Source organism: Mycobacterium europaeum (assembly GCF_002102155.1).
Lineage (GTDB): Bacteria > Actinomycetota > Actinomycetes > Mycobacteriales > Mycobacteriaceae > Mycobacterium > Mycobacterium europaeum.
Genome location: NZ_LQOU01000035.1, coordinates 82,361 through 108,201, shown reverse-complemented (window position 1 = coordinate 108,201; position 25,841 = coordinate 82,361). Strand labels below are relative to the sequence as shown.

General features: G+C 67.2%; 27 protein-coding genes and 1 pseudogene. 17 read left to right on the top strand and 11 right to left on the bottom strand.

Annotated elements, in window-relative coordinates:
* Positions 1-5 precede the first annotated feature (5 nt).
* Positions 6-1,178, top strand: coding sequence for a CaiB/BaiF CoA transferase family protein (locus AWC03_RS17145; RefSeq protein WP_085241917.1), 1,173 nt, complete (start codon positions 6-8; stop codon positions 1,176-1,178).
* A gap of 331 nt (positions 1,179-1,509) precedes the next feature.
* Entirely contained in the window at positions 1,510-2,610 is a 1,101-nt protein-coding gene (locus AWC03_RS17140; RefSeq protein ID WP_085241916.1) for a cytochrome P450, read from the top strand.
* A gap of 229 nt (positions 2,611-2,839) precedes the next feature.
* Here the strand turns inward: AWC03_RS17140 and AWC03_RS17135 are convergent, their stop codons facing one another.
* Positions 2,840-4,072, bottom strand: coding sequence for a class I SAM-dependent methyltransferase (locus AWC03_RS17135; protein ID WP_158089978.1), 1,233 nt, complete (start codon positions 4,070-4,072; stop codon positions 2,840-2,842).
* A gap of 181 nt (positions 4,073-4,253) precedes the next feature.
* Here AWC03_RS17135 and AWC03_RS17130 point away from each other — a divergent pair, with 181 nt between their 5' ends.
* Positions 4,254-4,904: an HAD-IA family hydrolase gene (locus AWC03_RS17130; RefSeq protein WP_085241914.1), complete on the top strand. Its 651-nt coding sequence runs from the start codon at positions 4,254-4,256 to the stop codon at positions 4,902-4,904.
* On the opposite strand, the gene AWC03_RS17125 is transcribed toward AWC03_RS17130, so the two are convergent.
* On the bottom strand, positions 4,897-5,094 hold the full coding sequence (locus AWC03_RS17125; protein ID WP_249025909.1) for a helix-turn-helix domain-containing protein: 198 nt from the start codon (positions 5,092-5,094) through the stop codon (positions 4,897-4,899). The two genes, AWC03_RS17130 and AWC03_RS17125, sit on opposite strands and share 8 nt — an antisense overlap.
* 186 nt (positions 5,095-5,280) lie before the next feature.
* On the opposite strand from AWC03_RS17125, the gene AWC03_RS17120 reads away from it, so the two are divergent.
* The 3 genes from AWC03_RS17120 (at position 5,281) to AWC03_RS17110 (ending at position 8,442) form a co-directional block, all read left to right on the top strand.
* Complete coding sequence (locus tag AWC03_RS17120; RefSeq protein WP_085241913.1) at positions 5,281-5,760, top strand: hypothetical protein; 480 nt, start codon at positions 5,281-5,283, stop codon at positions 5,758-5,760.
* A 677-nt stretch (positions 5,761-6,437) separates the two neighbouring features.
* Positions 6,438-7,496, top strand: a complete 1,059-nt coding sequence (locus AWC03_RS17115) for a cytochrome P450 (RefSeq protein WP_142278423.1) — start codon at positions 6,438-6,440, stop codon at positions 7,494-7,496.
* A gap of 40 nt (positions 7,497-7,536) precedes the next feature.
* The gene (locus tag AWC03_RS17110) at positions 7,537-8,442 is read left to right on the top strand and encodes a TPM domain-containing protein (RefSeq protein WP_085241911.1); all 906 of its coding nucleotides are present in this window, start codon (positions 7,537-7,539) and stop codon (positions 8,440-8,442) included.
* An 11-nt stretch (positions 8,443-8,453) separates the two neighbouring features.
* Here the strand turns inward: AWC03_RS17110 and AWC03_RS17105 are convergent, their stop codons facing one another.
* The 3 genes from AWC03_RS17105 to AWC03_RS17095 form a co-directional block, all read right to left on the bottom strand.
* Entirely contained in the window at positions 8,454-8,744 is a 291-nt protein-coding gene (locus AWC03_RS17105; RefSeq protein ID WP_420845680.1) for a hypothetical protein, read from the bottom strand.
* Positions 8,745-8,837: 93 nt separating this feature from the next.
* A complete protein-coding gene (locus AWC03_RS17100; protein ID WP_085241909.1) occupies positions 8,838-9,218 on the bottom strand; it encodes a heme-binding protein in 381 nt (126 codons plus the stop codon).
* A gap of 200 nt (positions 9,219-9,418) precedes the next feature.
* Positions 9,419-10,114, bottom strand: coding sequence for a Type 1 glutamine amidotransferase-like domain-containing protein (locus AWC03_RS17095; RefSeq protein WP_085241908.1), 696 nt, complete (start codon positions 10,112-10,114; stop codon positions 9,419-9,421).
* 121 nt (positions 10,115-10,235) lie between these two features.
* On the opposite strand from AWC03_RS17095, the gene AWC03_RS17090 reads away from it, so the two are divergent.
* Together AWC03_RS17090 and AWC03_RS17085 are read left to right on the top strand one after the other, a co-directional pair.
* Positions 10,236-12,806 (top strand): SpoIIE family protein phosphatase, encoded by a 2,571-nt coding sequence (locus tag AWC03_RS17090; RefSeq protein WP_085241907.1) that lies wholly within the window; start codon positions 10,236-10,238, stop codon positions 12,804-12,806.
* Entirely contained in the window at positions 12,806-13,120 is a 315-nt protein-coding gene (locus AWC03_RS17085) for an STAS domain-containing protein (protein ID WP_085241957.1), read from the top strand. The genes AWC03_RS17090 and AWC03_RS17085 overlap by 1 nt, the downstream gene beginning before the upstream one ends.
* A gap of 18 nt (positions 13,121-13,138) precedes the next feature.
* Here AWC03_RS17085 and AWC03_RS17080 read toward each other — a convergent pair whose 3' ends face one another.
* Positions 13,139-13,642: a DUF2505 domain-containing protein gene (locus AWC03_RS17080; RefSeq protein WP_085241906.1), complete on the bottom strand. Its 504-nt coding sequence runs from the start codon at positions 13,640-13,642 to the stop codon at positions 13,139-13,141.
* 111 nt (positions 13,643-13,753) lie between these two features.
* On the opposite strand from AWC03_RS17080, the gene AWC03_RS17075 reads away from it, so the two are divergent.
* Positions 13,754-13,966, top strand: a complete 213-nt coding sequence (locus AWC03_RS17075; protein WP_085241956.1) for a DUF3072 domain-containing protein — start codon at positions 13,754-13,756, stop codon at positions 13,964-13,966.
* Here the strand turns inward: AWC03_RS17075 and AWC03_RS17070 are convergent, their stop codons facing one another.
* A complete protein-coding gene (locus AWC03_RS17070; protein ID WP_085241905.1) occupies positions 13,967-14,983 on the bottom strand; it encodes a YihY/virulence factor BrkB family protein in 1,017 nt (338 codons plus the stop codon).
* A 161-nt stretch (positions 14,984-15,144) separates the two neighbouring features.
* Here AWC03_RS17070 and AWC03_RS27505 point away from each other — a divergent pair.
* The 3 genes and pseudogenes from AWC03_RS27505 to AWC03_RS17050 form a co-directional block, all read left to right on the top strand.
* Positions 15,145-15,272 (top strand): annotated as a pseudogene (locus AWC03_RS27505) (nitroreductase/quinone reductase family protein); the annotation flags it as partial.
* 510 nt (positions 15,273-15,782) lie between these two features.
* Complete coding sequence (locus AWC03_RS17055) at positions 15,783-16,715, top strand: SAM-dependent methyltransferase (RefSeq protein WP_085241903.1); 933 nt, start codon at positions 15,783-15,785, stop codon at positions 16,713-16,715.
* A complete protein-coding gene (locus AWC03_RS17050; protein ID WP_085241902.1) occupies positions 16,712-17,347 on the top strand; it encodes a class I SAM-dependent methyltransferase in 636 nt (211 codons plus the stop codon). Before AWC03_RS17055 ends, AWC03_RS17050 begins: the two co-directional genes overlap by 4 nt.
* A 7-nt stretch (positions 17,348-17,354) precedes the next feature.
* Here AWC03_RS17050 and AWC03_RS17045 read toward each other — a convergent pair whose 3' ends face one another.
* Positions 17,355-17,681: a hypothetical protein gene (locus tag AWC03_RS17045; RefSeq protein WP_085241901.1), complete on the bottom strand. Its 327-nt coding sequence runs from the start codon at positions 17,679-17,681 to the stop codon at positions 17,355-17,357.
* A 261-nt stretch (positions 17,682-17,942) separates the two neighbouring features.
* On the bottom strand, positions 17,943-18,530 hold the full coding sequence (locus tag AWC03_RS27930) for a chitin-binding protein (protein WP_142278422.1): 588 nt from the start codon (positions 18,528-18,530) through the stop codon (positions 17,943-17,945).
* A gap of 316 nt (positions 18,531-18,846) precedes the next feature.
* Here AWC03_RS27930 and AWC03_RS17035 point away from each other — a divergent pair, with 316 nt between their 5' ends.
* From AWC03_RS17035 to AWC03_RS17025, 3 genes are all read left to right on the top strand, one after another.
* Positions 18,847-19,566, top strand: a complete 720-nt coding sequence (locus AWC03_RS17035; RefSeq protein ID WP_085241900.1) for a VIT1/CCC1 transporter family protein — start codon at positions 18,847-18,849, stop codon at positions 19,564-19,566.
* Between the two features lie 136 nt (positions 19,567-19,702).
* Positions 19,703-20,548 (top strand): acyl-CoA thioesterase domain-containing protein, encoded by an 846-nt coding sequence (locus AWC03_RS17030; RefSeq protein WP_085241899.1) that lies wholly within the window; start codon positions 19,703-19,705, stop codon positions 20,546-20,548.
* The gene (locus AWC03_RS17025) at positions 20,545-22,095 is read left to right on the top strand and encodes a class I adenylate-forming enzyme family protein (RefSeq protein ID WP_085241898.1); all 1,551 of its coding nucleotides are present in this window, start codon (positions 20,545-20,547) and stop codon (positions 22,093-22,095) included. The genes AWC03_RS17030 and AWC03_RS17025 overlap by 4 nt, the downstream gene beginning before the upstream one ends.
* A gap of 9 nt (positions 22,096-22,104) precedes the next feature.
* On the opposite strand, the gene AWC03_RS17020 is transcribed toward AWC03_RS17025, so the two are convergent.
* A complete protein-coding gene (locus AWC03_RS17020) occupies positions 22,105-22,722 on the bottom strand; it encodes a TIGR03085 family metal-binding protein (protein WP_085241897.1) in 618 nt (205 codons plus the stop codon).
* Between the two features lie 121 nt (positions 22,723-22,843).
* Here AWC03_RS17020 and htpG point away from each other — a divergent pair, with 121 nt between their 5' ends.
* Both htpG and AWC03_RS17010 read left to right on the top strand, forming a co-directional pair.
* The gene (gene htpG, locus AWC03_RS17015) at positions 22,844-24,778 is read left to right on the top strand and encodes a molecular chaperone HtpG (RefSeq protein ID WP_085241896.1); all 1,935 of its coding nucleotides are present in this window, start codon (positions 22,844-22,846) and stop codon (positions 24,776-24,778) included.
* Positions 24,779-24,882: 104 nt separating this feature from the next.
* Positions 24,883-25,098, top strand: a complete 216-nt coding sequence (locus tag AWC03_RS17010) for a hypothetical protein (protein WP_085241895.1) — start codon at positions 24,883-24,885, stop codon at positions 25,096-25,098.
* 20 nt (positions 25,099-25,118) lie between these two features.
* On the opposite strand, the gene AWC03_RS17005 is transcribed toward AWC03_RS17010, so the two are convergent.
* Positions 25,119-25,643, bottom strand: coding sequence for a hypothetical protein (locus tag AWC03_RS17005; RefSeq protein WP_085241955.1), 525 nt, complete (start codon positions 25,641-25,643; stop codon positions 25,119-25,121).
* Positions 25,644-25,841 lie beyond the last annotated feature (198 nt).

Below are 25,841 nucleotides of genomic sequence, written 5' to 3'. Positions count from 1 at the left end.
GCGTCATGGAGCTTCTCAGGGACGTCCGGGTCCTGGAAGTGTCACTGTTCTCCGCGGACGCACTGGGCGGGCATCTGGCCGACCTAGGCGCGGAGGTGATCAAAGTGGAGCCGCCGGGCGGCGGTGGTTTCCGCGGTTCGGCGGTCTCCGGCGGCGAGCTACAGGACTCTCACTGGAACCGCGGCAAGAAGAGCGTGGCAATAAACCTGAAAACGACTGAGGGTCAAGAGGCTTTCCGCCGCCTGGCCGCGAAGTCGGAGGTCGTGATCGACGGTCTACGTTACGGAACCGCCCACCGGCTCGGCTTCAGCTACGACGACATCGTCGCCGTCAACCCGACAGTCGTCTACTGCGTGCTCAATGGTATGGGCAGCTATGGGCCCTACACCCGATTACCCACACACGGGCTGTCCTTCGACTGTTTCGCCGGCTTGAGCCCGCCGATCATCGATGCGGATGGAACGCCACGCCTCTCGGGGGCGGCCACAGGCACGACAGGTGTTCTGGCGGGACCGCTGTACGCAGCGATGGGTGTACTCGCCGCGCTGCACGCGGCCGGGCGCGACGGCAAGCCGCAGTACATCGAAGTAGCGCAGGTCGATGCGGCGATCAACTGGAACTTTCAGCACCTCACGGCGCTGGCGAACGGTCAACCGGCCTACGGCGAGGGAATCCGCGCTTCGCTTCGCTACCAGTACTACCGAACGAGCGACGGCAACTACGTGGTGTTCAACGCTCTGGAGGACAAGTTCTGGCTGAGATTCTGCGAGTCACTCGACAGGATGGATCTCTTCGAACCGGGGCGCCTGAAGCCGGGGGAGGATGTCGAGGCAGAGGCCCGGCTGCGCGGGGAGCTGACGGCAATTTTCAAGGAGCGCACCCGCAAGGAATGGACCGACTTCTTCATTGCGACCGATATTGCGGGAGCACCAGCATTCTTGGACGCAGACCTGTTCGACGACGAACACGCGAAGGCTCGCCGACTGGTCTACGAGCAGGCTCAACCAGACGGGACGTCGCAGCGATTGATTGGGACGTGCATCAAGACCAAACCCGACGACGGATTTGCACCGCCGGCGGCGCCGCACGTCGGGCAGCATACGGAAGAGTTGCTCCGCACCCTGGCGAGCTACGACGCGGCCGCAATGGAGCGCCTCCGTTCGACTGGCGCAATCTGAACACCGGCGCATGCCCCACTCAAAGTTCCGTATGACGTCGGCTGATCCTTGACACTCCGCAGACGAGGGAGTTGATCGTGGCTGACCGCTCCGGCATGTCCGGAGTCTCCGGACCCACCGGGCGGTTCACCAGCCGTTAAGCTTGAATGTTCCGGACCTCTACCCGAAGGTCCGACAACCGCCGAGAGGTCGACGGCGACATGTCCGGAGGATTTCTATCGTCTCGTCAGGCCCGCGCTGGGGCGCACGCGAAGGCTAACATCGCGCAGCAGGCGACGCGATCGGTGTGGACCCGAAACCGAACTACGTTGCGGCGCAATGGAGACGAAACGTGACGACACGGCTCATTTGGCAGTTGGGCCGGGCTCAGGAGCGCGTCGAGCAGATCGAGGCGCGGCGGACTGGCCCGCTGGTCGTTTCCCGCCGCGGCGCGATCTGCCCGACGCGACCCGAGGACATCGTGGCGCTTCTGCGCGACACGACCAGACTCACCCATCCGATGCGGGGCCACGACGACGCTCACCCCTGGGTACCCACCGGCGCGGCACCCGCCCAACACGCCAGGTACCGGGCGGTTCTCAACCCGCTGTTCAGGCCACGAGCGTTGGCCTGGCTCATGCCATCCATCCAGGAGCACGCCGCGGCGCTCGTCGACGCGGTGGCTGCGAAGGGCCAGTGCGAGGCCGTCGGCGAGATCGGCCGCCGACTGGCGACCCAGACATTGCTGACGCTGCTCGGATTGCCGGCGGGAAGTCTTGAGGCGCTGCTGCGGTTACTGGCGCAGCAAGCGGAATTCCCCAGGAGCGCGCCCTTCCATGCCGACCTGATCGAATACGTCAGCCAAGCAATTTCCACAGCCAGGCCGCCGGGGATCATTGCCGCCCTCCGCGACGAATTCGAGGAAGTGGAAATACTGAGCTTCGTCTTGCTGCTGTTCGGTGCGGCAATCGAGACGACGACGGCGGGAATCGGTTTTGCCCTGTTCGAGCTGGCCACCGACCCGCAGTTACGGTCACTCCTCATCCGACACCCCGACCAAATCGGAACATTTATCAACGAGGTGGTGCGCCTTTACTCTCCGCTCGGCTATTGCCCGCGCGTCACCCTGGAGGAGATCACCATCGGTGGGGTAAGGGTGCCGCCGCTAACCGAACTGGAACTCTCATTGCGCACGTTGAATTTGGACGGCGGTTATCTCATCACGTACAGCGACGACAAAGTCCACGGCCGCCCGTACTACTCATTCGGAGCCGGGTCGCGCCGATGTCTCGGAATGCACGTTGCCCGAGTACAGCTGAGCGTCCTTGTCGCCGAGTTCGTGCGTTGTATCCCCAGATTCACGGTGGCACCGCCAGGCCGTGTCGAGTTGAACGTCGGCGACGATAGCACCCGACTCGGCCCGATCACCATGCCATTGCAGTGGCCGACGTGAGAAGCGAAGGTGCCGAGATTGCCGGTGCGCCTGACAGTGTTTCGGTTGATCCTTGACACTCCCCGAATGGGGGAGTTGAGCGCGGTCGACGGCCCTGGCCGTCGCCGGGAAGCGCGTCGTGGTGACTTCGTAGATCAGGTCGCGCCCATCCTGCGGCGCGGGTGTCGATACCGAGTCCGCATCGCGGGATCACCGTGGGCTTGAATGACCGAGCTAAATAGCCTGTTCCCTACAACTCCTCGCGATCGACAACGAAGCGAACCTGGCAGGCTTTGTGAATATTGCCCGGCCGGAAGCCCACGACGTCGGTATCGACGACTCGCAGACCCAGGCTCTTGAATATCGAGTGCCATTCGTCGACGCGCTTGAATTGGCAACCAAAATTCATATCGACCAGACCCTGAGCGACGGCGTTGCCAAAAAAATCGATAAGCACGAGCGTCCGAAATTGATCGCTTTCGTCCAGCTTAGCGAATTCCCTTAGCTCGATTTGCTCCGCCGCAATCCCTTGGGCCGCGGCGGGGACGGCGTAGGTGTCTTCCTCGATGATCAACCGCCGTGCGACACGGCGCAAATTCTTAAGCAACGGAATCAAGTCGGGTTCGTCCACGTGATGCAGGACGGTCTTGACGATCGCACTGTCGAACATGTCGTCCGCATAGGGCACGTCGACGGGCGAAGCCATCTGCCGAAACGGCAGATGTGCGGCGTCGGCGCCGCGGTAGTCCATGACGTCGGTGGTGTAGCAGTCGTAGCCGGCACGTGCGATCAGCGCAGCTAAATGACCGCGGCCGCTGCCGAAATCGAGCACCGTGCTTCCGCTGATGGCATCGGCGAAATTCTTGAAGTCCTGCACCGGCTTGCGCTGTGACTTATACGCCGAGTAGCCCTCGCTGAACCACGACCCGTCTCCCTCGGATGTGAAGAATCGTGTGTGCACCTCTTCGGCCGCTTGGTAAAGTTCACGCCCATTATCGGCCGCCAGCAAGTACTTGGATACGTCTTCCAGGGTCGCTCGCACGTCGCCGGAATAATCGGGAAAATGGGATTTGTAACTGTGTTCCAACACCGACAAAGTAAAGTTCAGGGCGGTGGTTTCGTGCTGCAAAATCCCGTGAATAAACTCGTATTGAGCTCGTGTGGTGGCTGTCCGCACCAACAATCCTTCCGTCACGCACGCTTCAAACGCCTGGCGCGGCATCGTTGGGTAGCGGCAGGCGGAGGCCAAAGCAATTGACTGAACGCATGGTATCAGTGCATTGCGAATAGAGATATTTGGCGAAAGAGCCGTTAAATTTCCCTGGTTCGCCTTTACATCGTTGCTCAACGCGCGTAAAGCAAAGACGGCCAGCTGAATGGCGCGGCCGCGTCTCGTCACTTCGGCCGTCGACCGAAAGCCCGTGTGACATGCGGTTCTCACCGGTGACGACCCCACCAGCTTCGACCGGGGCGCCTCGAACACTGTCGAAAAGGGTCGTTGAGGGCAAACGATCGCGGACGCGTAGCGCTCCGTCGTCAGCGTGCCCGCGGCGCCGACGCGGCAGCTCAATGAAGTGTCCTGTGAGCCAGCGCATTCCACGGGGCGAATGTGGGCAGAGACACATCCCGCCGGTGCGCGGGCCCACCCCGTTAGGGTGCAGCCTATGGCGGTGCTGCACGGTAAGAGGATCTTGTTCGACATCGATGGCACCCTGGTCGACTCGACCGCCACCGTCGAACGGTCCTGGGGCACCTGGGCCGACGAGTACGGCGTCGACTACCAAGAGGTGCTCAAGGTGTGTCATGGCAGGCGGACCGAGGACACCGTCGCGCAATTCGTCGCACCACACGACCGCGTCGCTGCGACGGCCCGGCTACTGGCTCTGCAAGAGCTCGCTGACGTCGATGGTGTCGTGGCGCTACCGGGAGCACGCCGACTGCTTGACGCTCTGCCGCATAGTCACTGGGCTGCAGTGACTTCGGGGCCGCGGTCGTTGATGGCTGCCCGACTGGCGGCGGCGCAGCTGCCCGCCCCGAAATTGCTGATCGGTGCAGAGGACGTGTCGGACGGCAAGCCAAATCCCGAGAGTTACCTCAAAGCGGCCGCCGCGATGGGCCTCGACGCCCAGGAGTGCGTAGTCGTCGAGGATGCGCCCGCGGGGGTCGGCGCTGGGCGGGCCGCGGGGGCGCAAGTGCTCGCCGTCACGACCACCCACCGCGCGTCCGAATTGGCAGACGCCAACGTCGTCGTGGCCGATCTATCCTGCGTGGACGTCGAGGTCACCGACACTGGTGTCGCCTTGCTGATCAACTAACGCGGCAACCCACGAGCAGTTTGTCGAACTGTTCCACCAAGTCGGGGACGACCGGGACACCCGGGTGCTTTTCCAGCGCTTGGATTTTTCCGGACAGCGCTGGCTGGCTGATGTGCAACCGACGTGCAGCCGCAGAGAACCCGCCGTATTCCACCACGGCGACGAACGCGCGCATCTGCGAGATTTCCACGTCGTCGACGCGGCATCGCCGGCGTTCTCGTGGGTGGTCGTGCCGGTCCGCACCGATCGGTCGCGTCGGTGTCACGCGCAACTCTGACGGCCCCGCCTCCTAGAAGGGCGATATCGTTCACGAGTGGCCATTCCTTCCCCGGTGCGCGCAGGTCTTGCGCCCTTGCTGGCGACTGCGGCGTGCGCGATGGCGCCCCACGCGGCCGCCGACCCGACACCGCAACAGGCGCCGTTCCCGACCGGCAAATCCGGCACCACCATCCATGTCACCGAGTACAGCGCGGCGACCGCCGACGTCACGGTGAACAACGCGACCTGGATTTCGTCGGGGTGCTCCGGCAGCGGGGGATGCAACGTCATCGAGGTGACCATCGTCGGCAAGTCCGACACGCCCTTCACCTACAGCGAAAGAACGTTGACCGCCGCGTCCTCGCCGTGGCGGCAAGACCCCTACCGGGATACCGAGGGCGGTTCGTCACTGGTGCACTATCAACAGATCAACAAGATGCCCCCGCTGCGCTCGGGCTCGGTCACCAACGGTCAAACCGCCCACGGCTACGTCGCCTACGACGGCAGCGTGAAGCAGGGCGACGTCTACATCGAGTTCAACGACCCCAACGCGGCGGCGGCACCCACCCCGCTGGCGGGCTGGAAGGTTCACACCTAGGCGTCCTACCCGCCGCCACCGCGACCGGCACCGCGGCCGCCGCGGACGTGATGCAATCGGACGAGGTTGCGGCCGCGAAGTTGCGGGAGTGGCTGGCCGCCGCGCGCCGCGCCGGCCGACGGGTGCTGCGCGAGCCGGGTGGCAGCTACGAACCACCCACCTCCGGGCGGCAGCCGTGTCCACATAATCCGTTGGTCGCGGGTTCGAGCCCCGCCCGCCCCGCCAGAATCGGGTATGACAGCGGCTGCTGCGGTCTCCGACCAAGAGGCGACTCTCACATCTGATATCGCCGGCGATATCGAGTTCGGTGGTCGCATGGTGGTACCGAGACAGGTACTGGTGTGGCCGATGTGACTGAGGGCCGCCCCCGCGCGACGAACCCGATGTGCGCTCTCGTCTCGCCGGGTGGCCAATTCGAGTTGACCCCCTGGAAAAGCTCCTGAAATTCGACAGTGTTTGGTCAGGGACGACGATCAGCGTGGTAGCGCGATAAACCCTGGATAAGCCCGCTGATCGGCCGTCTCGCCGCGCCGGGTGGTCGATCTTGAGAATAAACTGGCGGCGTCGGAATTCGAGGTGGCGCCGTTAATGCGTAGTTCGCAGCGACCGCCGAACGCGAAAGTCGGTAGTGCGTGGTGATCGGGTCTGGCGGCGAGGCCGCTGCCGCGCGAGAAGTCATGCGGTCCGACGAGGAAGCGGCCGCGGGCTATCGGGAGTGGCTGGCCGCCGCACAGCGGGCCGGCCAACGAGTGCTGCGGGAGCCCGACGGCACGTACGTGTTGTGGCGGCGCGACGACGTCCTCGCCGCCGTGCGTGATGGCGAGGTTTTCGCCAGCCGCCAAGGCGAGCTGATGCTCGGCAATCCGCCATTCGGGCCGTACCGGAAAATCATGGTCGACCTGTTGTTCAATCCGGCCAATTCGCGGGAAATGCTGAAGCCCGTGCGCGGGATCGTCGAAAACTGCGTCCGTTCTGTGGCGAGAGAACTCGACTGCTGCGATGGTGCGGACGTCGCCGAGGTGGTTTGGCGTGCCGCATTCGTTGCGGCATGCGGGCTGCCCACGGATACCCCCCTCGAAGCGCTCGAGCCGAAACTGGTGGGCCAGATCCGGCGCGCGCCGCGGGGTGGCCCCGATGTGATCAGCCGCCTCGCCACCGAACCGCTGTCCGACGAAGAAGTGCTCGGAATGATCGGGTCGGTGCTCCGCGGTCTCATTTTCGCGTCCTTCCCGATGAAGGCCGGACTGGCGGTCCTGGCGCGGAAGCCGATGCTTCAGCGGGAGCTGCGCGAAAATCCAGACCGGCAACGCAGGTTCATCGAGGAGCTGCTGCGGTTGGATGGCGGGGCGAAGACTGTTTCACGACGCACGAGTCGCAGCGTGACGATCGGAGAAACGACGATCCCAGCCGGGGCGCCCGTCCAGTTGTGTGTCGGACTGGTTCACCGTGACGAGGCCGACGACATGTCCGGCCACAGCATCGAATTGGACGGCCCGCAGCGACATTGGAGCTTTGGTGGAGGCCCGCACCGGTGTCCGGCATCGCACCTGGCCCGGGATCTGCTGCTCGCGTTCTTCGACGTGTGGCTCGCCGAGGTTCCGTTCTTCTGGTTTGACTGGGACGCCGGCGATGTCCCCAAAGCGTGGTATCCCAAGCCCTACAACCCGTTGCCGAGCGACATTTTCGAGGGTTGGTTTCCGGGGCCCGTGCCGCTCAGGTGGCGACCGAAGCGGTGACCACGGACGGATCAGGCGGAATGACGGCTAAGTTACCCGTATGCGCGTTGCTCGCCTGATCGGTGCAGTCCTGGCGATTCTCACCACGGGACTGCTGGTGCCCGCCTCCGCCGGCGCGCAACCGCCGGCCAAGCTCACGGACCACGTCACCGACAGCGTCGCGGCGTTGACGGATCCGGGCCGGGCGGCGGTCGTCGCGGCCATCGACCGGCTCTACCGCAATCGGCACATTCAACTGTGGGTGGTCTACGTCGACAACTTCTCCAGGTTCAAGCCCGACAACTGGGCCGAGCGGACCCGCGGCGCCAGCGCAATGGGCGACCACGACGCGCTGCTGGCGGTGGCCACGAACACGAAGCTGTACGCGTTTTCGGTGCCGCCCAACACGCAGGGCGTCACGGCGGCCGAGCTGGACGGTCTGCGCAACAACCAGATTGGGCCCGCGGTCGCCGTCAAGGACTGGAGCGGTGCGGCCGTCGCCGCGGCAGATGGGTTGAACAAGTCGGCGAGCACCTCAAAGCCGATGTGGCTGCCGATCGCGATCGGCGTCGGCGTCTTGGTGTTGATGGTCGTGCTGTTTCTCGTGCTCATTCGTGTGCGCCACCGCCGGCGTGCCGCGCGGCGGGTCGCCCCCGCCGACGGCCAGGCAAGCGTGGACGATTCGTCGGGGCAGGCGTTGTCCACCGCGGACACCAGATTGCGCCAGATCTCCGACTACGTCACCCGGCATCACGACAGCGTGGGCGCCGCGGCGCTGGCCCGATTCGACGAGGCGAAAAGGCATTTGGCGGCGGCGCGCGGCAAGGAAGCAAGCAACCCCGCCGAAGCAATCGCCCACGCCAACCGGGCGTCGGCGCTGGCCGCTCAGGCGCAAACGCTGGCCAACACCGACGTGCTGGCGGTGCACCGCCCAACGCGAGGCCGAGGTACCGGGTCTCCCCGATAGAGAACGCGATCTCAGAAGCAGCCGCTCACATGAACGCGCCGGCCTCCGCCCACGCAGACATTGACCGGCGGCGGTGGCGGTGGCGGCGGGAAGTCCTGCGGCAGCGGCGCATACGCGTCCGGCGGGGGGACATTGGCGTTGACCGTATCGGCGATGTTCGTGCACCCGCTCACGGAAACGCGCCTGCCGACGCTCGCGCAGACGTCCGCCTTGGCCACCCCGGTGGGCTGCACGACGGCATAGACCTCAGGAATCGCGGCAAGGGACAACGCTGCCAGCGCCCCTGCAGTCCAAGACCGCACCTTCATCGTGATTTCCTTCCCATCGCGGCTGCGCTTGTGCGGGCCCGAGGCGCATCCAGGGCGCGTGCGGGACATGGTCGCCTGACCCGGGGGTCAGGGCGTCGCGCCGCCCTGACCCAGTAGCGGTGCCCACTGGCAACGTTGCCTGATGTCAACCAGCGGTTGTCGGATGTTCTCAAGGTCGGCCTGCTCCTGCGGGTTGGCGGTGAAATATTGCTGCACGTCCTCGCGAATCTGATCTTTGGGCCGATCCTGCAGGTCGGTGTAGAAGCCGTTCAGGTCCGGATGGGTGAACAGATAGGCCGAGAGTGCCGCCGCCACCCCGGACGCTACGCCGGCCATGTCGGCGGCCGTGCAGTTGGCGGGCCGGGGCGGCGGATCGGCCACGGCCGTCCCCGCGGTAGCACCCAGAAGCGTGCCGGCGCCGATCGCCCCGACCAGTAGCCGGCGCGTGAACAGACCTGCGAGGGACATGACTGGCTCCTTTATCCGGCGATGAACCTGGCCGGGACCGATGTCGGTTGCCGCCGGGTTCCAGCAAAGTCGAGCGGCAGTTGGCATGGTTAACTCTGGACACCGAACAAGGGGCATTACTCGGGCCGAAAGTCACCACTCCGACGGCCAACCGTCACCACCGGATGCGACGGACCTTACTTGCAGTGCAAGTAGATTGCCTATTCCGCGCGCACCAGTGAGTGCACGACGCGGATGCCGTCGAAAACGAGTTTGTGGGCGGGCCGGCGCAGGGGTTCGATCATGCCATCCGTGTGCGCGACGACTCCGCCGCCCGAAGGAATCCCGAGCCCGATGGCCGCGCCGCGCAGCGATTCGATGGCCCGCGCCAGCCGTGCCCACCCGGCTCGCTCGTCGTGCGCGTCGATGACCAGGGGGACCAGATCGAACACGTCGAACAACCCCGACTCGGGGGAGTCCGGCGCCTCGACGACCCCGTAACGCCCGAGCTGGACCGCGCCGGCCGAGATGCCCACCAGGACAGCGCCCTGGGCGTACCGGCCCAGGATGACGTCCTTCATGCCGGTTTGCTCGAACGTGTCCCAGCCGCGGCGCACGTCGCCGCCCGCGAGGACCACCACCTGGGCGCCCTCCAGGAAGGCGCGGTCGGCGCGGCCGAACGACGAGTCGATCATGCGACGGTCGGCGATCCCGACGGCGTCCACCGCCGCCTCGAAGATGTCGTAGAACTCCGGACGATCTCCGTTGGAGGCGCCGATGTAGGCCGCACTGATCGGGGTGGCACCGGCCAACCTATCGATGGCTTCTTCGAGGAGCAGGCGGCCCTGCCGTCTCCAGAACAGCAGCTGACTGTCCGCCAGTAGATACAGCGGTTGGAGCTCCGGGGCAATCCTCATAACGGCCATCGTCGGTGGGGCGACTCAAAGCATGGTCAAGGTCGAGTAAACCCGCAATCTCCGGGCCGGACATCACCGCCGCCTGTGGGGGTCGCTCGGGTGAGCGGTTACGTTTGTATCCATGGGCAACGAAGGGGGTGGATCGGCGTTCACTTGGCAGGGCCGGCGCGAGCTGGTGAGCCAGATTCACGAGCAACTCGACGAGCTGGTGGCGGCTCGCGACCAGATGGAACAGCTGGTGCGGGTCATCAGCGAAGTCGGTTCCGATCTCGACCTGGACGTGACGCTGCACCGCATCGTCAAGGGTGCGATGGAGCTGACCGGCTGCCGCTACGCAGCCCTGGGGATCCGCGCCGCCGACGGCGCGCTGGCCGCTTTCGTCCGCGCCGGCATCGATGAGCAAACGGCGCGGCAGCTCGGCGATCTGCCGGTGGGCGAGGGTCTGCGCCTCGACGACGTGAGCGCCCATCCGCAGGCCGGTGAGCTGCAGGCCCACGATCCGCCGCTGCGGGCGCTCCTCGGGTTGCCGATCACAGTGCGTGCGGCCGACTTCGGCAGCCTCTACCTGGTCGACGATCGCCCCGGCCGGGTGTTCACCGACTCCCAGGCGGCCGCCGTGCGGGCGCTGGCGATCGCGGCGGCCGCGGCCATCGACAACGCGCGGCTGTTCGAACGCGAACGTGAGTCGGCGAAGTGGACGAAGGCCAGCCGCGAGATCACCACCGCGCTGCTGTCCGGCGACCCGCAGACCGGTCCGTTGCAGCTGATCGTGAACCGGGCGCTGGAGTTGGCCGGCGCCGAGCAGGCGATCCTGCTGGTTCCCAAGGAGCCGGACCTGCCTGCCGATCAGGTCAACACCCTCGTCGTCGCCGCGACGGCGGGGCGGTACTCCTCGGAGGTGATTGGTCGCCAGGTGCCGATGGACGGCTCCACCACGGGCGGTGTCGCGCGGCGCGGCCTGCCGCTGATCACCGAGTCCTTCCAATACCCGATCGAGGGGTTCACCGACGTCGGTGAACGTTCCGCGATCGTCATGCCGCTGATCGCCGACGGCGCGGTGCTCGGCGTCATCGCCGTCGCCCGCGACCCGCAGCAGTCTCCGTTCGGCAACGACTACCTCGAGCTGGTCAGCGACTTCGCCCGGCACGCGGCCATCGCGCTGGCGCTGGCGGCGGGCCGCGAACACGCGCTCAACCAGGAACTCGCCGAGGCGGACACGGTCGAGGCGGCGGTCAACGCCGCGGCCGAGGAACTGCGCCGACTGTGGCGGGCCCGCCGCGTCGTGGCCGTCACCTTCCCGGCCCACAGTTCCTCGAACGGAAACGCTTATGGCGCACCGCAAGTGGTGTCGGTCGGCGAGCCCGCGCAATGGAGCGACCTGCCGCCCCGCACCCAACAGACCCTCAACTCGTTGCGCGACGGCGACCTGCTCACCCCGAGCGTCGGGGAAGCCGGGACGGCGGGCATCGCGCTGCAGCATCCCGAGGGCGTGCTCGTCGTCTGGATCGATCTGGCCGAGCGGCGGGCGTTCACCCTCGAGGACCAGACCCTGCTGACGGTCCTCGCGGGCCGGCTGGGGCAGGGTTTGCAGCGGGTCCATCAGGTTGACCAGCAGCGCGAAACCGCCCTGGCGCTGCAGCACGCGATCCTCGGCCCCGCCGATCTGCCGCACGGCTTCGCGGTGCGTTATCAGGCCGCCAGCCGGCCCCTGCAGGTGGGCGGCGACTGGTACGACATCGTGGACCTGGACGACGGGCGCATCGCGATGGTCGTAGGCGACTGCGTTGGGCATGGCCTCGCCGCGGCCACCGTGATGGGCCAGGTGCGCAGCGCGTGCCGCGCGCTGCTATTCGAAAACCCCAGTCCCGGCGCCGCTCTGGCGGGGATGGATCGCTTCGCGGCGCGGTTGCCGGGCGCCCAGTGCACCACCGCGGTCTGCGCGGTGCTCGACCCCGAGACGGGTGAGCTGGTGTACTCCAGCGCCGGGCACCCGCCGCCCATCCTGGTCCACGCGGACGGCACCACGCAGATGCTCGACGACGGCCACACCATCGCGTTGGGCGTGCGAGCGGACTGGTCCCGCCCGGAGGGGCGCGTGACCCTGCCGGCGCGGGCGACCCTGCTGCTCTACACCGACGGGTTGGTCGAACGCCGACGCACCGCACTGGGGCAGGGCATCACCCGCGCCGCCGCGCTGGTGCAGGCCGGGCGGGGGTCCACCCTCGACGACTTGGCGAACCACATCATGTCCGCTCTGGCCCCCGAGGGCGGTTACCAGGACGACGTCGTCCTGCTGCTCTATCGCCATCCCGCGCCGCTGGAGCTGACCTTCCCCGCCGATGTCAGCCACCTAGCCCCAGCGCGAAAGGCGTTGCGCCACTGGCTGACTCGCACTCGTCTGGATCCGGAACAAGCAATGAACGTGCTCGTCGCCGCGGGCGAAGCCGTCGCCAACGCCATCGAGCACGGCCATCGCGACAAACCCGAGGGCACGATCAGCCTGGGCGCGACCGCACTGGTGGACCAGGTGCAGTTGACGATCACCGACACCGGCTCGTGGAAGCCCCCGCAGCCGGCCAGCTATCCGCGTCGGGGCCGGGGTATCGCCCTCATGCGGGGGCTCATGCACGACGTCACCATCAACCCCGACGCCGCCGGAACCACAGTCCGTCTATCCGCGAGGATCACATGATGCCCACGTCGCTCACCCTCGACACCGCGCGCCGCAGCGACGGGGAACTGATGCTGGTCGCGGCGGGGGAGATCGATCTGAGCAATATCGACGCCTTCGTTCAAGCCCTCACCGCCGCCACCGGCGAGGCCGCCCCGGGCGGCCCGCTCACGGTCGACCTCAGCGGTGTCGAGTACCTGGATAGCGCCGCCATCAACGCCTTGTTCACCCACGCCAACCGCATCCACCTCATCGCCCACCCGATCCTGATGCCCATCCTCACCATCAGCGGGCTCACCGAGCTCGTCGCCGTCGAGCCGGCACCGGAACACTGACGAGCTGTCGCCGCGAGGTCAGGTGTTTTCGGCGATCCAGCTGGTGGTGAAGCGCTGCAGCTCCGGGATGCTCTTGGATAGGTCGGCTTGCATCGATTTCTCGAGCTTGCGGCCCACCAGCGGGATTTTGACCGCCACCTCCACGGCGAAGCGCAGGCGGGCGCCGTCGCCCGCGGGTGCCAGCCAGGCTTCCGCCCGCCCGGATCCCACCCCGCCGGAACTGACGACGCTGATCTGCCCGCGCACCTCGCCGTCGCCGGACGGCCGCCACGTCTCGCTGTGCACGATCTTCAGCTCGCCGGGGACCGCCTTGGCGATGAGCGTCGGCAGGACCTGGCGGGACACGTGCTGGGTGGCGCGGACGGACACCGTGCCGTCATCGCCGACGACCAGCGAATCCAGGGTTGTGGGGACGTTGCCGGCTCGAAGGCGGGCCAGCCAGTAGTCCTCGCGGCCGAACGTCGTGTGGATCTGCCCCACGCTGGCGGGCGATTCGATCAGGATGTCGAAGGAACGCGCCATGGCATCGATTGTTCCAAACCGCGGGGCGTGCCGGCTGCGACGTCCGCCACACGCCGAGTCATGTTTCGAACCTATGTGCGATGGCTATCCCCCTGCGCGGAGGTGGAAGACATGACTGACGACACCCGGCCGGCGCCCAGCGAAAATCCCGAGAAGGACCCGTCCCGGTGGGTGACCGGCGACGAGCCGATGACCGGTCCGCAGCGTAGCTACGTGCACACCCTGGCCCAGGAGGCCGGGCGCGACGTTCCCGACGACATGACGAAGGCCCAAGCGTCGGAGCTCATCGACGAGCTGCAGCAGCAGACGGGCCGCGGCAACTGACTAGCCTGCGGGTTGGCTGGGGATGGTCGGCGGCGTCTGCGTCCGGGGCCGGCTCGCCTTGCGGGCCAGGTCGCCGAACCGGACGCTGACACGCTGAAAGCCCTTGACCCGCTCGGCTTTTGCCTTCTTGGTGTAGGTCTTGCGGTCGGCCGGTGTGAGTTCGGCGTCATCGGTGAATGGAGTGAGCAAGGCGCGGGGGTAAAGCCGTTCCACGAGAACGACGTTGATCTCGGCGCACAGAACCAGCGTGGACGACACCAGGAACAGGAAGGCCAGCAGCCCCAGCACCAAGGCGAAGACGCTGTTGGTGGCGCTGGCCGATTTGACCGTGTGCCGAATGTATCCGGCACCGCCCCACTGCAGTATCTGCCAAATCACTGCTGCCGCAAGCGCTCCCGGCAGCACCTGGCGATAGGTGAGGTCCCGCGCGGTGGTCACCCGAAACGCCACCAGGCAAATCAACGCATTGATCCCCACGGCAACCAGTGCGACGCCGATCTTTCCGAAGATGCCCAGCGCCCCGGTGGCCTGGCCCGCCGCGGACAGGGCGGTGGCGGCCAGGGCCGCCGAGCCGAGGACCAACAACAACATCAAGCTGCGCAGGCGCGAGCGGATCGGGTCGGGTCGCTTGTTCCGCGGGACGGCCCACACCGAGTCCATCGCATTCTGCACCGCCTGACCGACGCCCAGACCGCCGTAGAGCGCTCCCGCAATGCCGACCACCACGGCGACGGTGCCTCCGCTGAGCCCCGCGGGCTGATGCAGCTGGCTGCCGATGACCGGGAATTGCCTCAAGGTGCTGTGCAGCACCTGCTCCTGCAGATCGGGGCGTCCGGCCAGGACCAGGCCGAGTCCCGTGGTCAACAGCAGCAGGAGCGGGAACAGCGACACGAAGCCGTAATAGGTGATCAGCGCGGACAGGTACCCGCCTTGATCGTCGAGGTATTTGTAAATGACGCCGATCACCACACCGGCAGTGCGGTTTCGTCGCTGCAGCCTGTCCAGCCAGCCGACCATCTCGTGCTCACTTCGTCGCAGCGGAAGCGGATCCCCCCCGATGGGATTGCCAGGTGATACCCGAATCCGGCGACGGTCAACCGTGGAGCCGCTCGCCGGCGGGATACCCATGCCGGGATGGGTCGATGACCGATGATGCACAAGCCCCCAGGCCGGCCGCCATGCGTGAATTGCCGCGCGACGAGCGCGATTCCGTCTACCGTATCGTCGTCGAGCGAGCACCCGGGTTCGGTGAGTACCGGAGCGCACGGATCGGGTCATCCCGGTCTTCGAACTGGTTACCGAATAACAGCACCGCCGCCGGGTGACGTGGCGCAAAATTGATGTACACGCGGTCGGCCACTGGTCCGCGCCGAGTACCGCCGGCCTGGAGGGGACCGACATGAGAATCGCAGCGATGACGCATCTGCGACGAGGCTGGGCATTCGGCGCCTTCGCGCTCGCTTTGACAGCATTGCCGGCAATCGCGATCTCGGCGCCGGCGATCGGCCGGGCCGACCCCAATTGCGGCGAGGGCTTTGTGTGGAGCGTGGACTTGCATCAATGCGTGCCCGCGGTCCCCGCCGTGAACGGGCCGGGCGGACCCGGTGGGCCGAGCGAACCGGGGGGACTGGGCGGACCCGGTGGGCTGGGCGGGCCGGGTGGACCCGGCGGTCCCGGCGGTCCTGGCCCGTAGGACCGCGCGCGACCCAACCCCTCTCCCCGCGCGGCGGCCCACGACAAATCGCCGGGAACCATCCAGCCCGGACGGTCGTTATACTGGCTAAGTATCGCTTTCACTCCGAGGGGGAACCGGCGCATGCCACGCACAGACAACGACACCTGGGATTTGGCCACCAGTGTGGGCGCGACGGCCACCATGGTCGCCGCGGCCCGGGCGATCGCGACCAAGGCCGACGATCCGCTGATCGAGGACCGGTTCGCCGAACCGCTGGTTCGCGCCGTCGGCGTGGACTTCTTCACGCGATGGGTCGACGGCGACCTCGACGCCGCCGACGTCGACGACCACGAATCCGGCTGGAAACTCGAACACATGCCCGCGGCCATGGCCGCCCGCACCCGGTTCTTCGACACCTTCTTTCACGACGCGGCGCAGGCGGGGATCCGTCAGGCCGTCATCCTGGCGTCCGGCCTCGACGCGCGCGCCTACCGGCTGCCATGGCCTGCCGACATGACCGTGTTCGAAATCGACCAGCCGGAGGTGATCGAGTTCAAGACCACCACCCTGGCAGGGCTGGGCGCCGCCCCTCGGGCCGACCTGCGCACGGTCGCCATTGACTTGCGGCGCGACTGGCCGAAAGCGTTGGCGGACGCGGGCTTTGACAAGAGCCGCCCGACCGCGTGGATCGCGGAAGGTCTCTTCGGGTACCTGCCGCCCGACGCGCAGGACCGCTTGCTGGACAACATCTCCGCGCTGAGCGCCGAGGGCAGCAGGCTGGCCGTCGAAGCGATCCCGGACCGGCCGCAGCAAGATGTCGACAAGGCGCGGGAGATGATGCGCAGGGCCACCGCCAAGTGGCGCGACCACGGCTTCGAGTTGGATTGGGAGGAACTGGGTTTCGAGGGTGAGCGTAACGACGTTGCCGAGTACCTGAAGAACCTGGGGTGGCAGACGGCCGGCACCAAGATGAGCGAGTTGTTGGCCGACAGCGGGCTTGCCGCGATTCCGCAAACCAACGACTCGGTGTCGGTCGCCGACACCATCTACTACAGCTCCGTACTGGGCAAATGACGGCACCGAGCCGGCGAGGGCTCAATGACGCGGTCACGCGGCTGTGGGGCTTGGTGGCCCCGGCGTACGACCTGCCGTTCCTCCAGCGCTGGGTATACCGCCCGCCGCACGACGAGGTGATCGCGCAGCTACGCGCTCATGCGGCCCGCAAGGTCGCTGATATCGCCTGCGGCACAGGCATTCTCAGTGATCGGATTGCCCGCGAGCTGCAGCCCGACGCGATCTACGGTGTCGACATGTCCGACGGCATGCTCGCCCGCGCCCGTGCCAGAACCGACCGGGTGCAGTGGCTGCGCGCCCCCGCCGAACAACTGCCGTTCGACGACGGCGCGCTCGACGCGGTGGTGACCACCTCGGCGTTCCACTTCTTCGACCAGCCGGCGGCACTGCGCGAATTCCACCGCGTGCTGGCGCCGGGCGGGTTGGTGGCGGTCGCGGCCCTGAGCGCCCGGCAACCGTTGCTGCAGGCGCCCTCGGTCAACAGGTGGAAGCCGCAGCACAACGCGTCGCCGGGGGAGATGCGCGCGTTGTTCGAGGGCGCGGGTTTTGCGATCAGCGATCAGCATCGCATTCGTCGACCGGTGTGGACACAGGTCATCTCCGACCTCATTACGGTCGGCACCAAGAGCTGATCGATCGTCAGGCGGCGAACTTGCTCACGACCCGCGGGGCCGGTCGCGAGAAGTGCTCACAGTGACCGGCGTACACGACGCGAGAGGGTTGATAGGCGGGGACCGGGCGCGCGACGGTGACTTCGCATCGACGGGTGAAACGCTGCTGCCCGGGGTCAAGTGTGCGTTGGATGAAGTCGGCGGCAATCCACCCGGCGCCGAATAGCGCCAGCGCGACGCCGAACTGAAGTGGCGAGCCGGCGGCAAGCGCGGCCAACGCGCAGATTCCCGACACCGCGGTGGTGACCACTATCCCCGCGTAGAGCGGGCTCACGCGAAGTTCTTGCGTGGTCATCGCGCCTCCTGTTCGGTCAATCGCTCAACTCCGGCGGGTGCGACACCCCAAACCGTGACCTCGATGTTTCGCTATCGAGACACATCAAACGAGGGCCATACGACATCTGTGGCATGGCGTAGGGCCCACGCCCGAAGGTCAAAGGTCCCAACGACGCAACGCCCGCAGGTTCGTCCAGACGGCTTCGACTTGTCGCCGGGGGGTGACAGCACGACGCCCGCCTCGCCGAGTGGCGAAGCGGGCGCCGTGCTCATTGCTGGTTTACAGCGGAATCCAGACTCCGAAGAACCAGAACCCCCATTGGTGGAATCCGGGATCCCACACGGGCGTCTCCTGGTAGCCCCAGTAGTTGATCGGGCCGTATCCCCATTGCCCGCCAGGCGGGGGGAGTGGCCTGTCCCAGTTGGGTCGCGGCGGTTCGCCGGGTCCCCAAGGCGCCGGCCCGTCGCCCCACGGCGCCCCGCGGAAGTAGCCCCGCTGCGGGTCTCCGTGCCACGGACCGCCGGGCCCACCGGGCCCGCCCGGGTGATCGGGTCCGCCGGGACCACCCGGGCCGCCGGGCCCACCGGGATGGTCGGGTCCGCCCGGACCGCCGGGGCCGCCGGGGGGCCCACCCGGGCCGCCGGGTCCGCCAGGTCCACCCGGGCCGCCCGGCCCACCAGGTCCGCCCGGATCACCGGGTGCGTTCGGTGGATGGATACCCGCGGGCGCGGGCCCGCCGTGACTGCCGGCCGGGCCGGGCGGAGGCCCGCCCGGAGCGGCGTTGGCCGCTCCGGCGCCCATACCCAATGCCGCGGCGCTCAGCGCGCCGGCGACGGTGATCCCCCCAAGTAATTGCTTAAAGTTCATAGTCCTTCACCTGTCTATCGGCTGGTGAACTCCTCGGAATCCCCCTTACCCGACCGACCCTAGATAGCTTCCCTATGCAACGGCTGTGCGCGGCCCATGCAGAACTTCTGGGGCGCCGACCGGCGTGTCGACGCAGCGGACGGCGGACGACCGGCCCGGGGACCGCGAGACATAAACCACGGCGACCCGCGCCGGCTCGACGCGCCGGCTCGACGCGAGTGACCTTCAGGCAAAATGCCGAGGCCGAGAGGCCCCACCACTTTGGCAAGGCTATGTATGCTGGCCCGGCGGGTTGCCGCCGTATATCGTTGCGGCCGTGTCGAGCCCGTCGCATCCGCATCCTGCCGAACCGCATCAGGGCTCGGTCTCATCGAAGTTGAACTGGCTGCGCGCCGGAGTGCTGGGCGCCAACGATGGGATCGTCTCCACGGCGGGCATCGTGGTCGGCGTTGCCGCGGCGACCATGGAACGCGCCCCGATATTGACCGCCGGCAGCGCCGGACTGGTTGCCGGAGCGGTGTCCATGGCGCTGGGCGAATACGTGTCGGTGAGCACCCAGCGTGATACCGAGAAGGCGCTGTTGCACAAGGAGCGCCAAGAGCTGCGCGACGATCCGGCCGCCGAGTTGGACGAGCTTGCCGCCCTGTACGAAGCGAAGGGCCTGAGTGCGGCGACCGCCCGCACCGTCGCCGAGGAGCTCACCGACCACAACCCGCTGCTCGCCCATGCCGAGGTCGAACTGGGCATCAATCCCGAGGAGCTGACCAACCCGTGGCAGGCGGCGTCGTCGTCGGCGCTGTCGTTCGCGGTCGGCGCCCTGTTGCCGCTGATCGCGATCTTGGCGCCGCCGACGGCGTGGCGGATCCCGGTCACCGTCGCAGCCGTACTCGTCGCCCTGGTGATCACCGGTGCGGTGTCGGCCGGTTTGGGCGGGGCGCCCAAGGTCCCGGCCGTGCTGCGCAACGTCATCGGGGGTGGCCTCGCGCTGGCGATCACCTACGCGATCGGCCACCTGGTGGGCGCCGCGGTCGCCTGACACGCGCGAACGCCCTTGCTCGGCTACCGAATTGACGGGTCACCGGTCGGCCCGTTGAGACTGGCGATCAAACTGTAATATCTACTGTTGCCATCCTCACACGAGGGAATCCCATCTCTGGGCGGAGCGTCGCGCATTGACCGAGACGAATGTCGTGCCGGATGACGTTGCCGCGGCGGCACAGGCGCCGTACTTCTCGCGCGACGGACACCGTTTCGTGCCGCATCAGATCGCCCGCGGTGGGTGGGGCCCGTCGCTCAGTGGGCATGTGGTCGGTGGACTGCTGGGCTGGGCGCTCGAACGCGCGGTCGACGACCCGCAACTGCTACCCGCTCGGCTGACCGTCGACCTTCCGGCGCCGGTCGCGATGGAACCCATGGAGGTGCACACCACCGTGCACCACGACCGGCGGCGGCTGCGGCTCGTCGAGGCCATCCTCACCCAGCGCGACACACCGGTCGCGCGGGGGAGTGCGCTGTTCCTGCGGCGCGGCCCCCAACCGGAGGGGGACGTCTGGTCCCAGCACCCGCAGATGCCGCCGCTGCCCATCGAGGATGGCGCCCAACCCACGCTCTTCATGCGCACCTATGGTTGGGGCACCGAACTGCAGAACCGCGACCCCGACTGGGCCGGTAGCTCCGGCCCGAAATACACCTGGCTGCATGAGACACGCTCGCTCATCGACGGCGAACCGCTCAGCCCCTTCACCCGTGCGGCGATGGCGGCCGATATCACGGCTTCCCTTGCCAATTGGGGAACGAACGGCTTGCAGTTCATCAACGCCGACTACACCCTCACGCTGAGCCGGCTGCCGGAAGGGCCGCACATCGGCATGGCCTCCCTGACCCATTACAGCCACGACGGGGTGGCCACCGGATCGGCCGTGCTCGTCGACCGCACAGGTCCCATCGGCAGTGGCGCGTCGGTCGCGATCGCGCACTCCGGATTCCGACCGACCCTGGGCCATCCGACGGACGAATGAGCATCGGAAGCGACGTCACCTACTGGACGTTGATCGCCGACGCGGCGCGGGCGGCGCCGGCCCGGCCGTTGCTCGCCGACGACCAGGGGCGCCGCCTGACCGCACGCCAGTTCCACGACGCCGCCTGTGCGACGGCCGCCGCGTTCGCCGAACGCGGCATAGGGGCGGGCAGCGTCGTGTCCTGGCAGCTGCCGACCACGCTGGAAACCATGGTCGTCATGGCGGCGCTGGCCCGGCTCGGCGCGGTGCAAAACCCGATCATCCCGCTACTGCGGGAACGCGAGGTCGGCTTCATCACCGAGCAGCTTTCGTCGGAATACCTTGTCGTGCCGGAGATTTGGCGCGGCTTTGAGCACGGTGCGCTGGCGCGTTCGCTGGCCGCGACCCGAGGCTTCCAGGTGATCACCGTCGACTTGGCGACCCCGCCGGCCGACGGCGGGCTTCGGTTGCCCCGCGCAGGAACCGATGTGCTCGCTCCCCCGCCCGCGTCGGCCGGCGACCCGCGATGGATCTACTACTCGTCGGGAACCACCGCGGCGCCCAAGGGGATCCGCCATACCGACGCATCGGTGATCGCCGGCGCAACGGGTCTGGTCGGCGCGGTCGGCATCACCGACAGCGACGTCGATCCCATCGCCTTTCCGGTCGCGCACATCGGCGGGGCGGTGATGCTGGCCGCCGCGCTGCAGACCGGCATGCGGTTGGCGTTGTTCGAGGTATTCGACCCGGCGACCACCCCGTTTTCCATCGCGGCGCACAACCCGACGTTTCTGGGCACGGCTACCCCGTTTTTCGTCGGATTCCTCGAAGCCCAGCGAGCCCACGGCGAGCGGCCCCTGTTCCCCTTCCTCCGCGGTTGCCTGGCCGGCGGTGCGCCGATCACCGCCGAACTGGGCCGCCAGATCCGGGAAGCCTTCGGGCTGCCCGGCATCGCCAACGCCTGGGGCCTCACCGAGTTCCCCGTGGCGGCTTCACCCTCGCTCACCGCCTCACCCGAGTCCCTCGACCACACCGTCGGCACGCCGACTCCAGGGGTCAGCGTCCGGGTGGTCGGCACCGACGAAACCGAACTGGCCGCCGGGCAGGAGGGCGAGTTGCGGCTCAAGGGACCCCAATGCTTTCTCGGCTACGCCGACCCCGCGCTCGACGTCGACGCGTTCGACCGGGAGGGCTGGCTTCGCACAGGCGATCTCGGCCTGGTCGACCAGGACGGCAACGTCCGTGTCACCGGGCGCATCAAGGACGCGATCATTCGCAACGCGGAGAACGTCTCGGCCCTCGAAGTCGAGAATGTGCTGGCCACCCACCCCTCGGTCGCCGACGTCGCGGTCATCGGCGTCCCCGACCCGCGGACCGGCGAACGCGTATGCGCGGTGGTGGTACTGGCCTCCGCCGGTGACGTGTCACTGGAATCGCTCGTGCGGCACTGTCGTTCGAGCGGGTTGAGCCGCTACAAGCATCCGGAGCGCCTGGTGATCGTCGATGCGCTGCCGCGCAACCAGTTCGGCAAGGTCATCAAGAAAGACCTCCGCCAAGCCTTCGGGTGACGCCGGGGCTTACAGCCCCTTGGGCGCCTCGCGGACGGCCTGGACCGCCGCGGCGTCGCCGTCGAATTCCACTTGCGCGGACCGGCCGACCGCGAACAGCAGCAGTTCCTCCGGGGCGCCGGTGACCGTGACCGCGGGGCCGCGTCCCGCGGTCAGCAGCGTCTTGCCCTCCGGGGTACGCAGCGCCACCCGCCCCGGCACCTTGGCGAGCGTAAGCCGCGCCATCAGCGGCAGGGTGCGGCGCAGCCGGGCGCTCAGCTCCGGTTCCAGGGCGCGCGGCTGCCAGCCCGGCTGCGCCCGCCGCACGTCCTCGTGGTGGATGAACATCTCGGCAACGTTGGCCACCGGATCGAGCAGCTTGAACGGCGAATAGACCGGCGGACCGGACGCCACCTTGTCGACCAGCTCGTCCCATCCCTGCTCGGCCACCTGGTTCTGCACCTTCTCGGTGTGCGACGCGAAGAACGGGATCAGGATGCCCGGAGCGGCGTCGGGCCGATACTCCCGGATCACGAGGTGGGCGGCCAGGTCGCGCGTCTTCCACCCTTCGCACAGCGTGGGCGCCTCCGGGCCCACGGCGCGCATGGTCTCCACGAGGGCGGCTCGTTCGCGTTGAGCAACAGACATGTCCCCAGCCTAGAGCCCGGCACGACGAAGGCGAACCCCCCAGCGCGAGCGCTCCGCAACTCGGTAAATTTGACACGTCAATGTCCGTCACAAGGACCTGGGAAGAGACGTAGGGAAACTCATGAACGCGAGTGTCGAGCAGCTGGAGTTTCAGGCGGAAGCACGGCAACTGCTGGACCTGATGGTCCACTCCGTCTACTCCAACAAGGATTCGTTTCTGCGGGAGCTGATCTCGAACGCTTCCGACGCACTGGACAAGCTGCGGCTGGAAGCCTTCCGCAACAAAGACCTCAACGCCGACACCTCCGACCTGCACATCGACATCGAGGTCGACAAAGACGCGAGGACGCTCACCATCCGCGACAACGGCATCGGGATGACGCGTGACGAGGTGGTGAGCCTGATCGGCACGCTGGCCAAGTCGGGTACCGCCGAGCTGCGTCAGCAACTGAGGGAGGCCAAGAACGAGGCCGCCTCGGAGGAACTGATCGGCCAGTTCGGCATCGGCTTCTACTCGAGCTTCATGGTCGCCGACAAGGTCGAGCTGCTCACCCGCAAGGCCGGCGAGAGCGAGGCCACCCGGTGGGAATCCAGCGGCGAGGGCACCTACACCATCGAAGCCGTCGAGGGCGCCCCGCAGGGAACGTCGGTCACCTTGCACCTCAAGCCCGAGGACACCGAGGACGAGCTGCACGACTACACCTCGGAGTGGAAGATCCGGGGCCTGGTCAAGAAGTACTCCGACTTCATCGCCTGGCCCATCCGGATGGAGGTGGAACGACGGACGCCGGCGACCGAGGAGGGCGGCGAGGAGACCGTCACCAAAGAGGTCGAGACCCTCAACTCGATGAAGGCGCTGTGGGCCCGGCCCAAGGAAGAGGTCTCCGAGGAGGAGTACAAGGAGTTCTACAAGCACATCGCGCACGCCTGGGACGACCCGCTCGAGGTCATCGCGATGAAGGCCGAGGGCACCTTCGAATACCAGGCGCTGCTGTTCATCCCGTCGCACGCCCCGTTCGACCTTTTCAACCGCGACGCCCAGACCGGGATCCAGCTGTACGTCAAGCGGGTGTTCATCATGGGCGATTGCGACCAGCTCATGCCCGAATACCTGCGATTCGTCAAGGGCGTCGTCGACGCGGCGGACATGTCGCTCAACGTGTCGCGCGAAATCCTGCAGCAGGACCGGCAGATCAAGGCCATCCGCCGGCGGCTCACCAAGAAGGTCCTCTCCACCATCAAGGAGCTGCAGTCCGAGCGGCCCGACGACTACCGCACGTTCTGGACCCAATTCGGCCGAGTCGTCAAAGAGGGGCTGCTGTCGGACTTCGACAACCGGGAAACCCTGCTGCAGATCGCGTCCTTCGCCTCCACGCACAGCGAGGAGGAACCGACCACTCTCGCCGAGTACGTGGAGCGCATGAAGGAGGGCCAGGAGCAGATCTTCTTCGCGACAGGGGAGACGCGCCAACAGATCCTGAAATCGCCGCACCTGGAGGCCTTCAAAGCCAAGGGCTACGAGGTCTTGTTGCTCACCGACCCGGTCGACGAGGTCTGGGTGGGGACGGTGACCGAGTTCGAGGGCAAACCGCTGCAGTCGGTCGCCAAGGGCGAGGTGGACCTCAGTTCCGAGGGCGACGAGAGCGAAGCCGAGCGGGAGGAGCAGCAGAAGGAATTCGCCGACCTCCTGAACTGGATGAAGGAGACGCTGAGCGAACACGTCAAGGAGGTACGGCTTTCCAGCCGCTTGACCGACTCGCCGGCCTGCCTGATCACCGACGCCTTCGGCATCACCCCCGCCCTCGCGCGGCTCTACCGTGCCTCCGGGCAGGACATCCCGGTCGGCAAGCGGATACTCGAGCTCAATCCCAACCATCCGCTGGTGACCGGGCTGCGTGCGGCGCAACAGAAGGCGAAGGGTGACGCGGAACTCGCTCAAGTTGCCGAGACGGCCGAATTGCTCTACGGCACAGCGCTTCTCGCCGAAGGCGGTGCGCTCGACGACCCGGCCAGGTTCGCCGAGCTGCTCGCCGACCGGTTGGCCCGCACCGTCTAGCCCGGGATTTGCCAGCGTTGCCGTACGGGCATTCGCGCCCGGCTTCTCCCGCAAATCGGCGATTAGCTCGATTGAAAAGTCGCTGGCAGGGATAATCACATCCCATGGTTGAGTTTCGCGTTATCGACCCACGTGGCCGGGTCGTCGCGACGAAGGATTTTGCCAGCGCAGAGTCCGCGCACGCTTGGTTCATCCATTCGATCGGCGGCAACACCGAGCTGGGTTGGCGCATGGAAGTCAACGATGACGGCCAATGGGCGCACTTCGACGACACCCAGGGTTTCACCGCACCGGTGAGCCACCGTCCCCAAGAGCGCTGATCGTTACCGGGGCCCGCGCTTCAGCCCGGCCCGATCACGAAGCAGCGGCCAGCCGGGCTGCTGAACAGGACCTCTTGAACCGTGGACGGCGCGGCGTTGGGGAACCCGAAGCGATGCACCTGTTGCCCGGGCTCGATGTCGGCGTCCTGCGACTCGGTGGTGCCGTCCTTTTTGCGCACGATCGCCGTGACCTTTTCCGGACCGGACGGGTTCTTGGGATCGCGGAAATACCAGGCCTCGATGCCGGCCCCGGTGTCGTCGGCGCGCCAGCCGTCGGCGTAGTAGCAGGCCGGATTCCCCTCGGCATCGGGTGGCGGTGGCGGGCATATCGACAACCCGACGCACGTCGGCGTGGTCGTGGTTGTCGGGGATTCCCCCGGGCTACCGGGCGCGGTCGCCGAGGCGCTTGAGCTGGTAGACGCCACCGGCTTCGTCACGCTCGAGCTGGCGGGAGTGGGCGGAGCGGCGTGCTGCGACCCGCAGGCCAGGAGCCCGGCACACCCCACCGAGACGACGGCGACCAATCGCACGGTGGGCGTGGACATCGAGTGCGCCGACGTCACTGGGTCGTCGTGGTCGACGGGACGGCCCGAACGGGGGGAGCGAGGGCAATTCCCCCGGCGATTGCTCCCGCCGTCAACAATCCACGAAGCATGTTCGTGAGCCTCCTGTTAGCGAAACGGCGGCGGTTGCTGCTGACTACAGAGCTAACACCGTGGAGTGCCCGCGCAGCAAGGGCCGAG

Coding starts and splice junctions, on each gene's coding strand:
- AWC03_RS17145 (WP_085241917.1), top strand. CDS start 6: ATGGAGCTTCTCAGGGACGTCCGGGTCCTGGAAGTGTCACTGTTCTCC.
- AWC03_RS17130 (WP_085241914.1), top strand. CDS start 4,254: ATGGCGGTGCTGCACGGTAAGAGGATCTTGTTCGACATCGATGGCACC.
- AWC03_RS17120 (WP_085241913.1), top strand. CDS start 5,281: ATGGCGCCCCACGCGGCCGCCGACCCGACACCGCAACAGGCGCCGTTC.
- AWC03_RS17115 (WP_142278423.1), top strand. CDS start 6,438: ATGCGGTCCGACGAGGAAGCGGCCGCGGGCTATCGGGAGTGGCTGGCC.
- AWC03_RS17110 (WP_085241911.1), top strand. CDS start 7,537: ATGCGCGTTGCTCGCCTGATCGGTGCAGTCCTGGCGATTCTCACCACG.
- AWC03_RS17100 (WP_085241909.1), bottom strand. CDS start 9,218: ATGTCCCTCGCAGGTCTGTTCACGCGCCGGCTACTGGTCGGGGCGATC.
- AWC03_RS17095 (WP_085241908.1), bottom strand. CDS start 10,114: ATGAGGATTGCCCCGGAGCTCCAACCGCTGTATCTACTGGCGGACAGT.
- AWC03_RS17090 (WP_085241907.1), top strand. CDS start 10,236: ATGGGCAACGAAGGGGGTGGATCGGCGTTCACTTGGCAGGGCCGGCGC.
- AWC03_RS17085 (WP_085241957.1), top strand. CDS start 12,806: ATGCCCACGTCGCTCACCCTCGACACCGCGCGCCGCAGCGACGGGGAA.
- AWC03_RS17080 (WP_085241906.1), bottom strand. CDS start 13,642: ATGGCGCGTTCCTTCGACATCCTGATCGAATCGCCCGCCAGCGTGGGG.
- AWC03_RS17075 (WP_085241956.1), top strand. CDS start 13,754: ATGACTGACGACACCCGGCCGGCGCCCAGCGAAAATCCCGAGAAGGAC.
- AWC03_RS17070 (WP_085241905.1), bottom strand. CDS start 14,983: ATGGTCGGCTGGCTGGACAGGCTGCAGCGACGAAACCGCACTGCCGGT.
- AWC03_RS17055 (WP_085241903.1), top strand. CDS start 15,783: ATGCCACGCACAGACAACGACACCTGGGATTTGGCCACCAGTGTGGGC.
- AWC03_RS17050 (WP_085241902.1), top strand. CDS start 16,712: ATGACGGCACCGAGCCGGCGAGGGCTCAATGACGCGGTCACGCGGCTG.
- AWC03_RS17045 (WP_085241901.1), bottom strand. CDS start 17,681: ATGACCACGCAAGAACTTCGCGTGAGCCCGCTCTACGCGGGGATAGTG.
- AWC03_RS27930 (WP_142278422.1), bottom strand. CDS start 18,530: ATGAACTTTAAGCAATTACTTGGGGGGATCACCGTCGCCGGCGCGCTG.
- AWC03_RS17025 (WP_085241898.1), top strand. CDS start 20,545: ATGAGCATCGGAAGCGACGTCACCTACTGGACGTTGATCGCCGACGCG.
- AWC03_RS17020 (WP_085241897.1), bottom strand. CDS start 22,722: ATGTCTGTTGCTCAACGCGAACGAGCCGCCCTCGTGGAGACCATGCGC.
- htpG (WP_085241896.1), top strand. CDS start 22,844: ATGAACGCGAGTGTCGAGCAGCTGGAGTTTCAGGCGGAAGCACGGCAA.
- AWC03_RS17010 (WP_085241895.1), top strand. CDS start 24,883: ATGGTTGAGTTTCGCGTTATCGACCCACGTGGCCGGGTCGTCGCGACG.
- AWC03_RS17005 (WP_085241955.1), bottom strand. CDS start 25,643: ATGTCCACGCCCACCGTGCGATTGGTCGCCGTCGTCTCGGTGGGGTGT.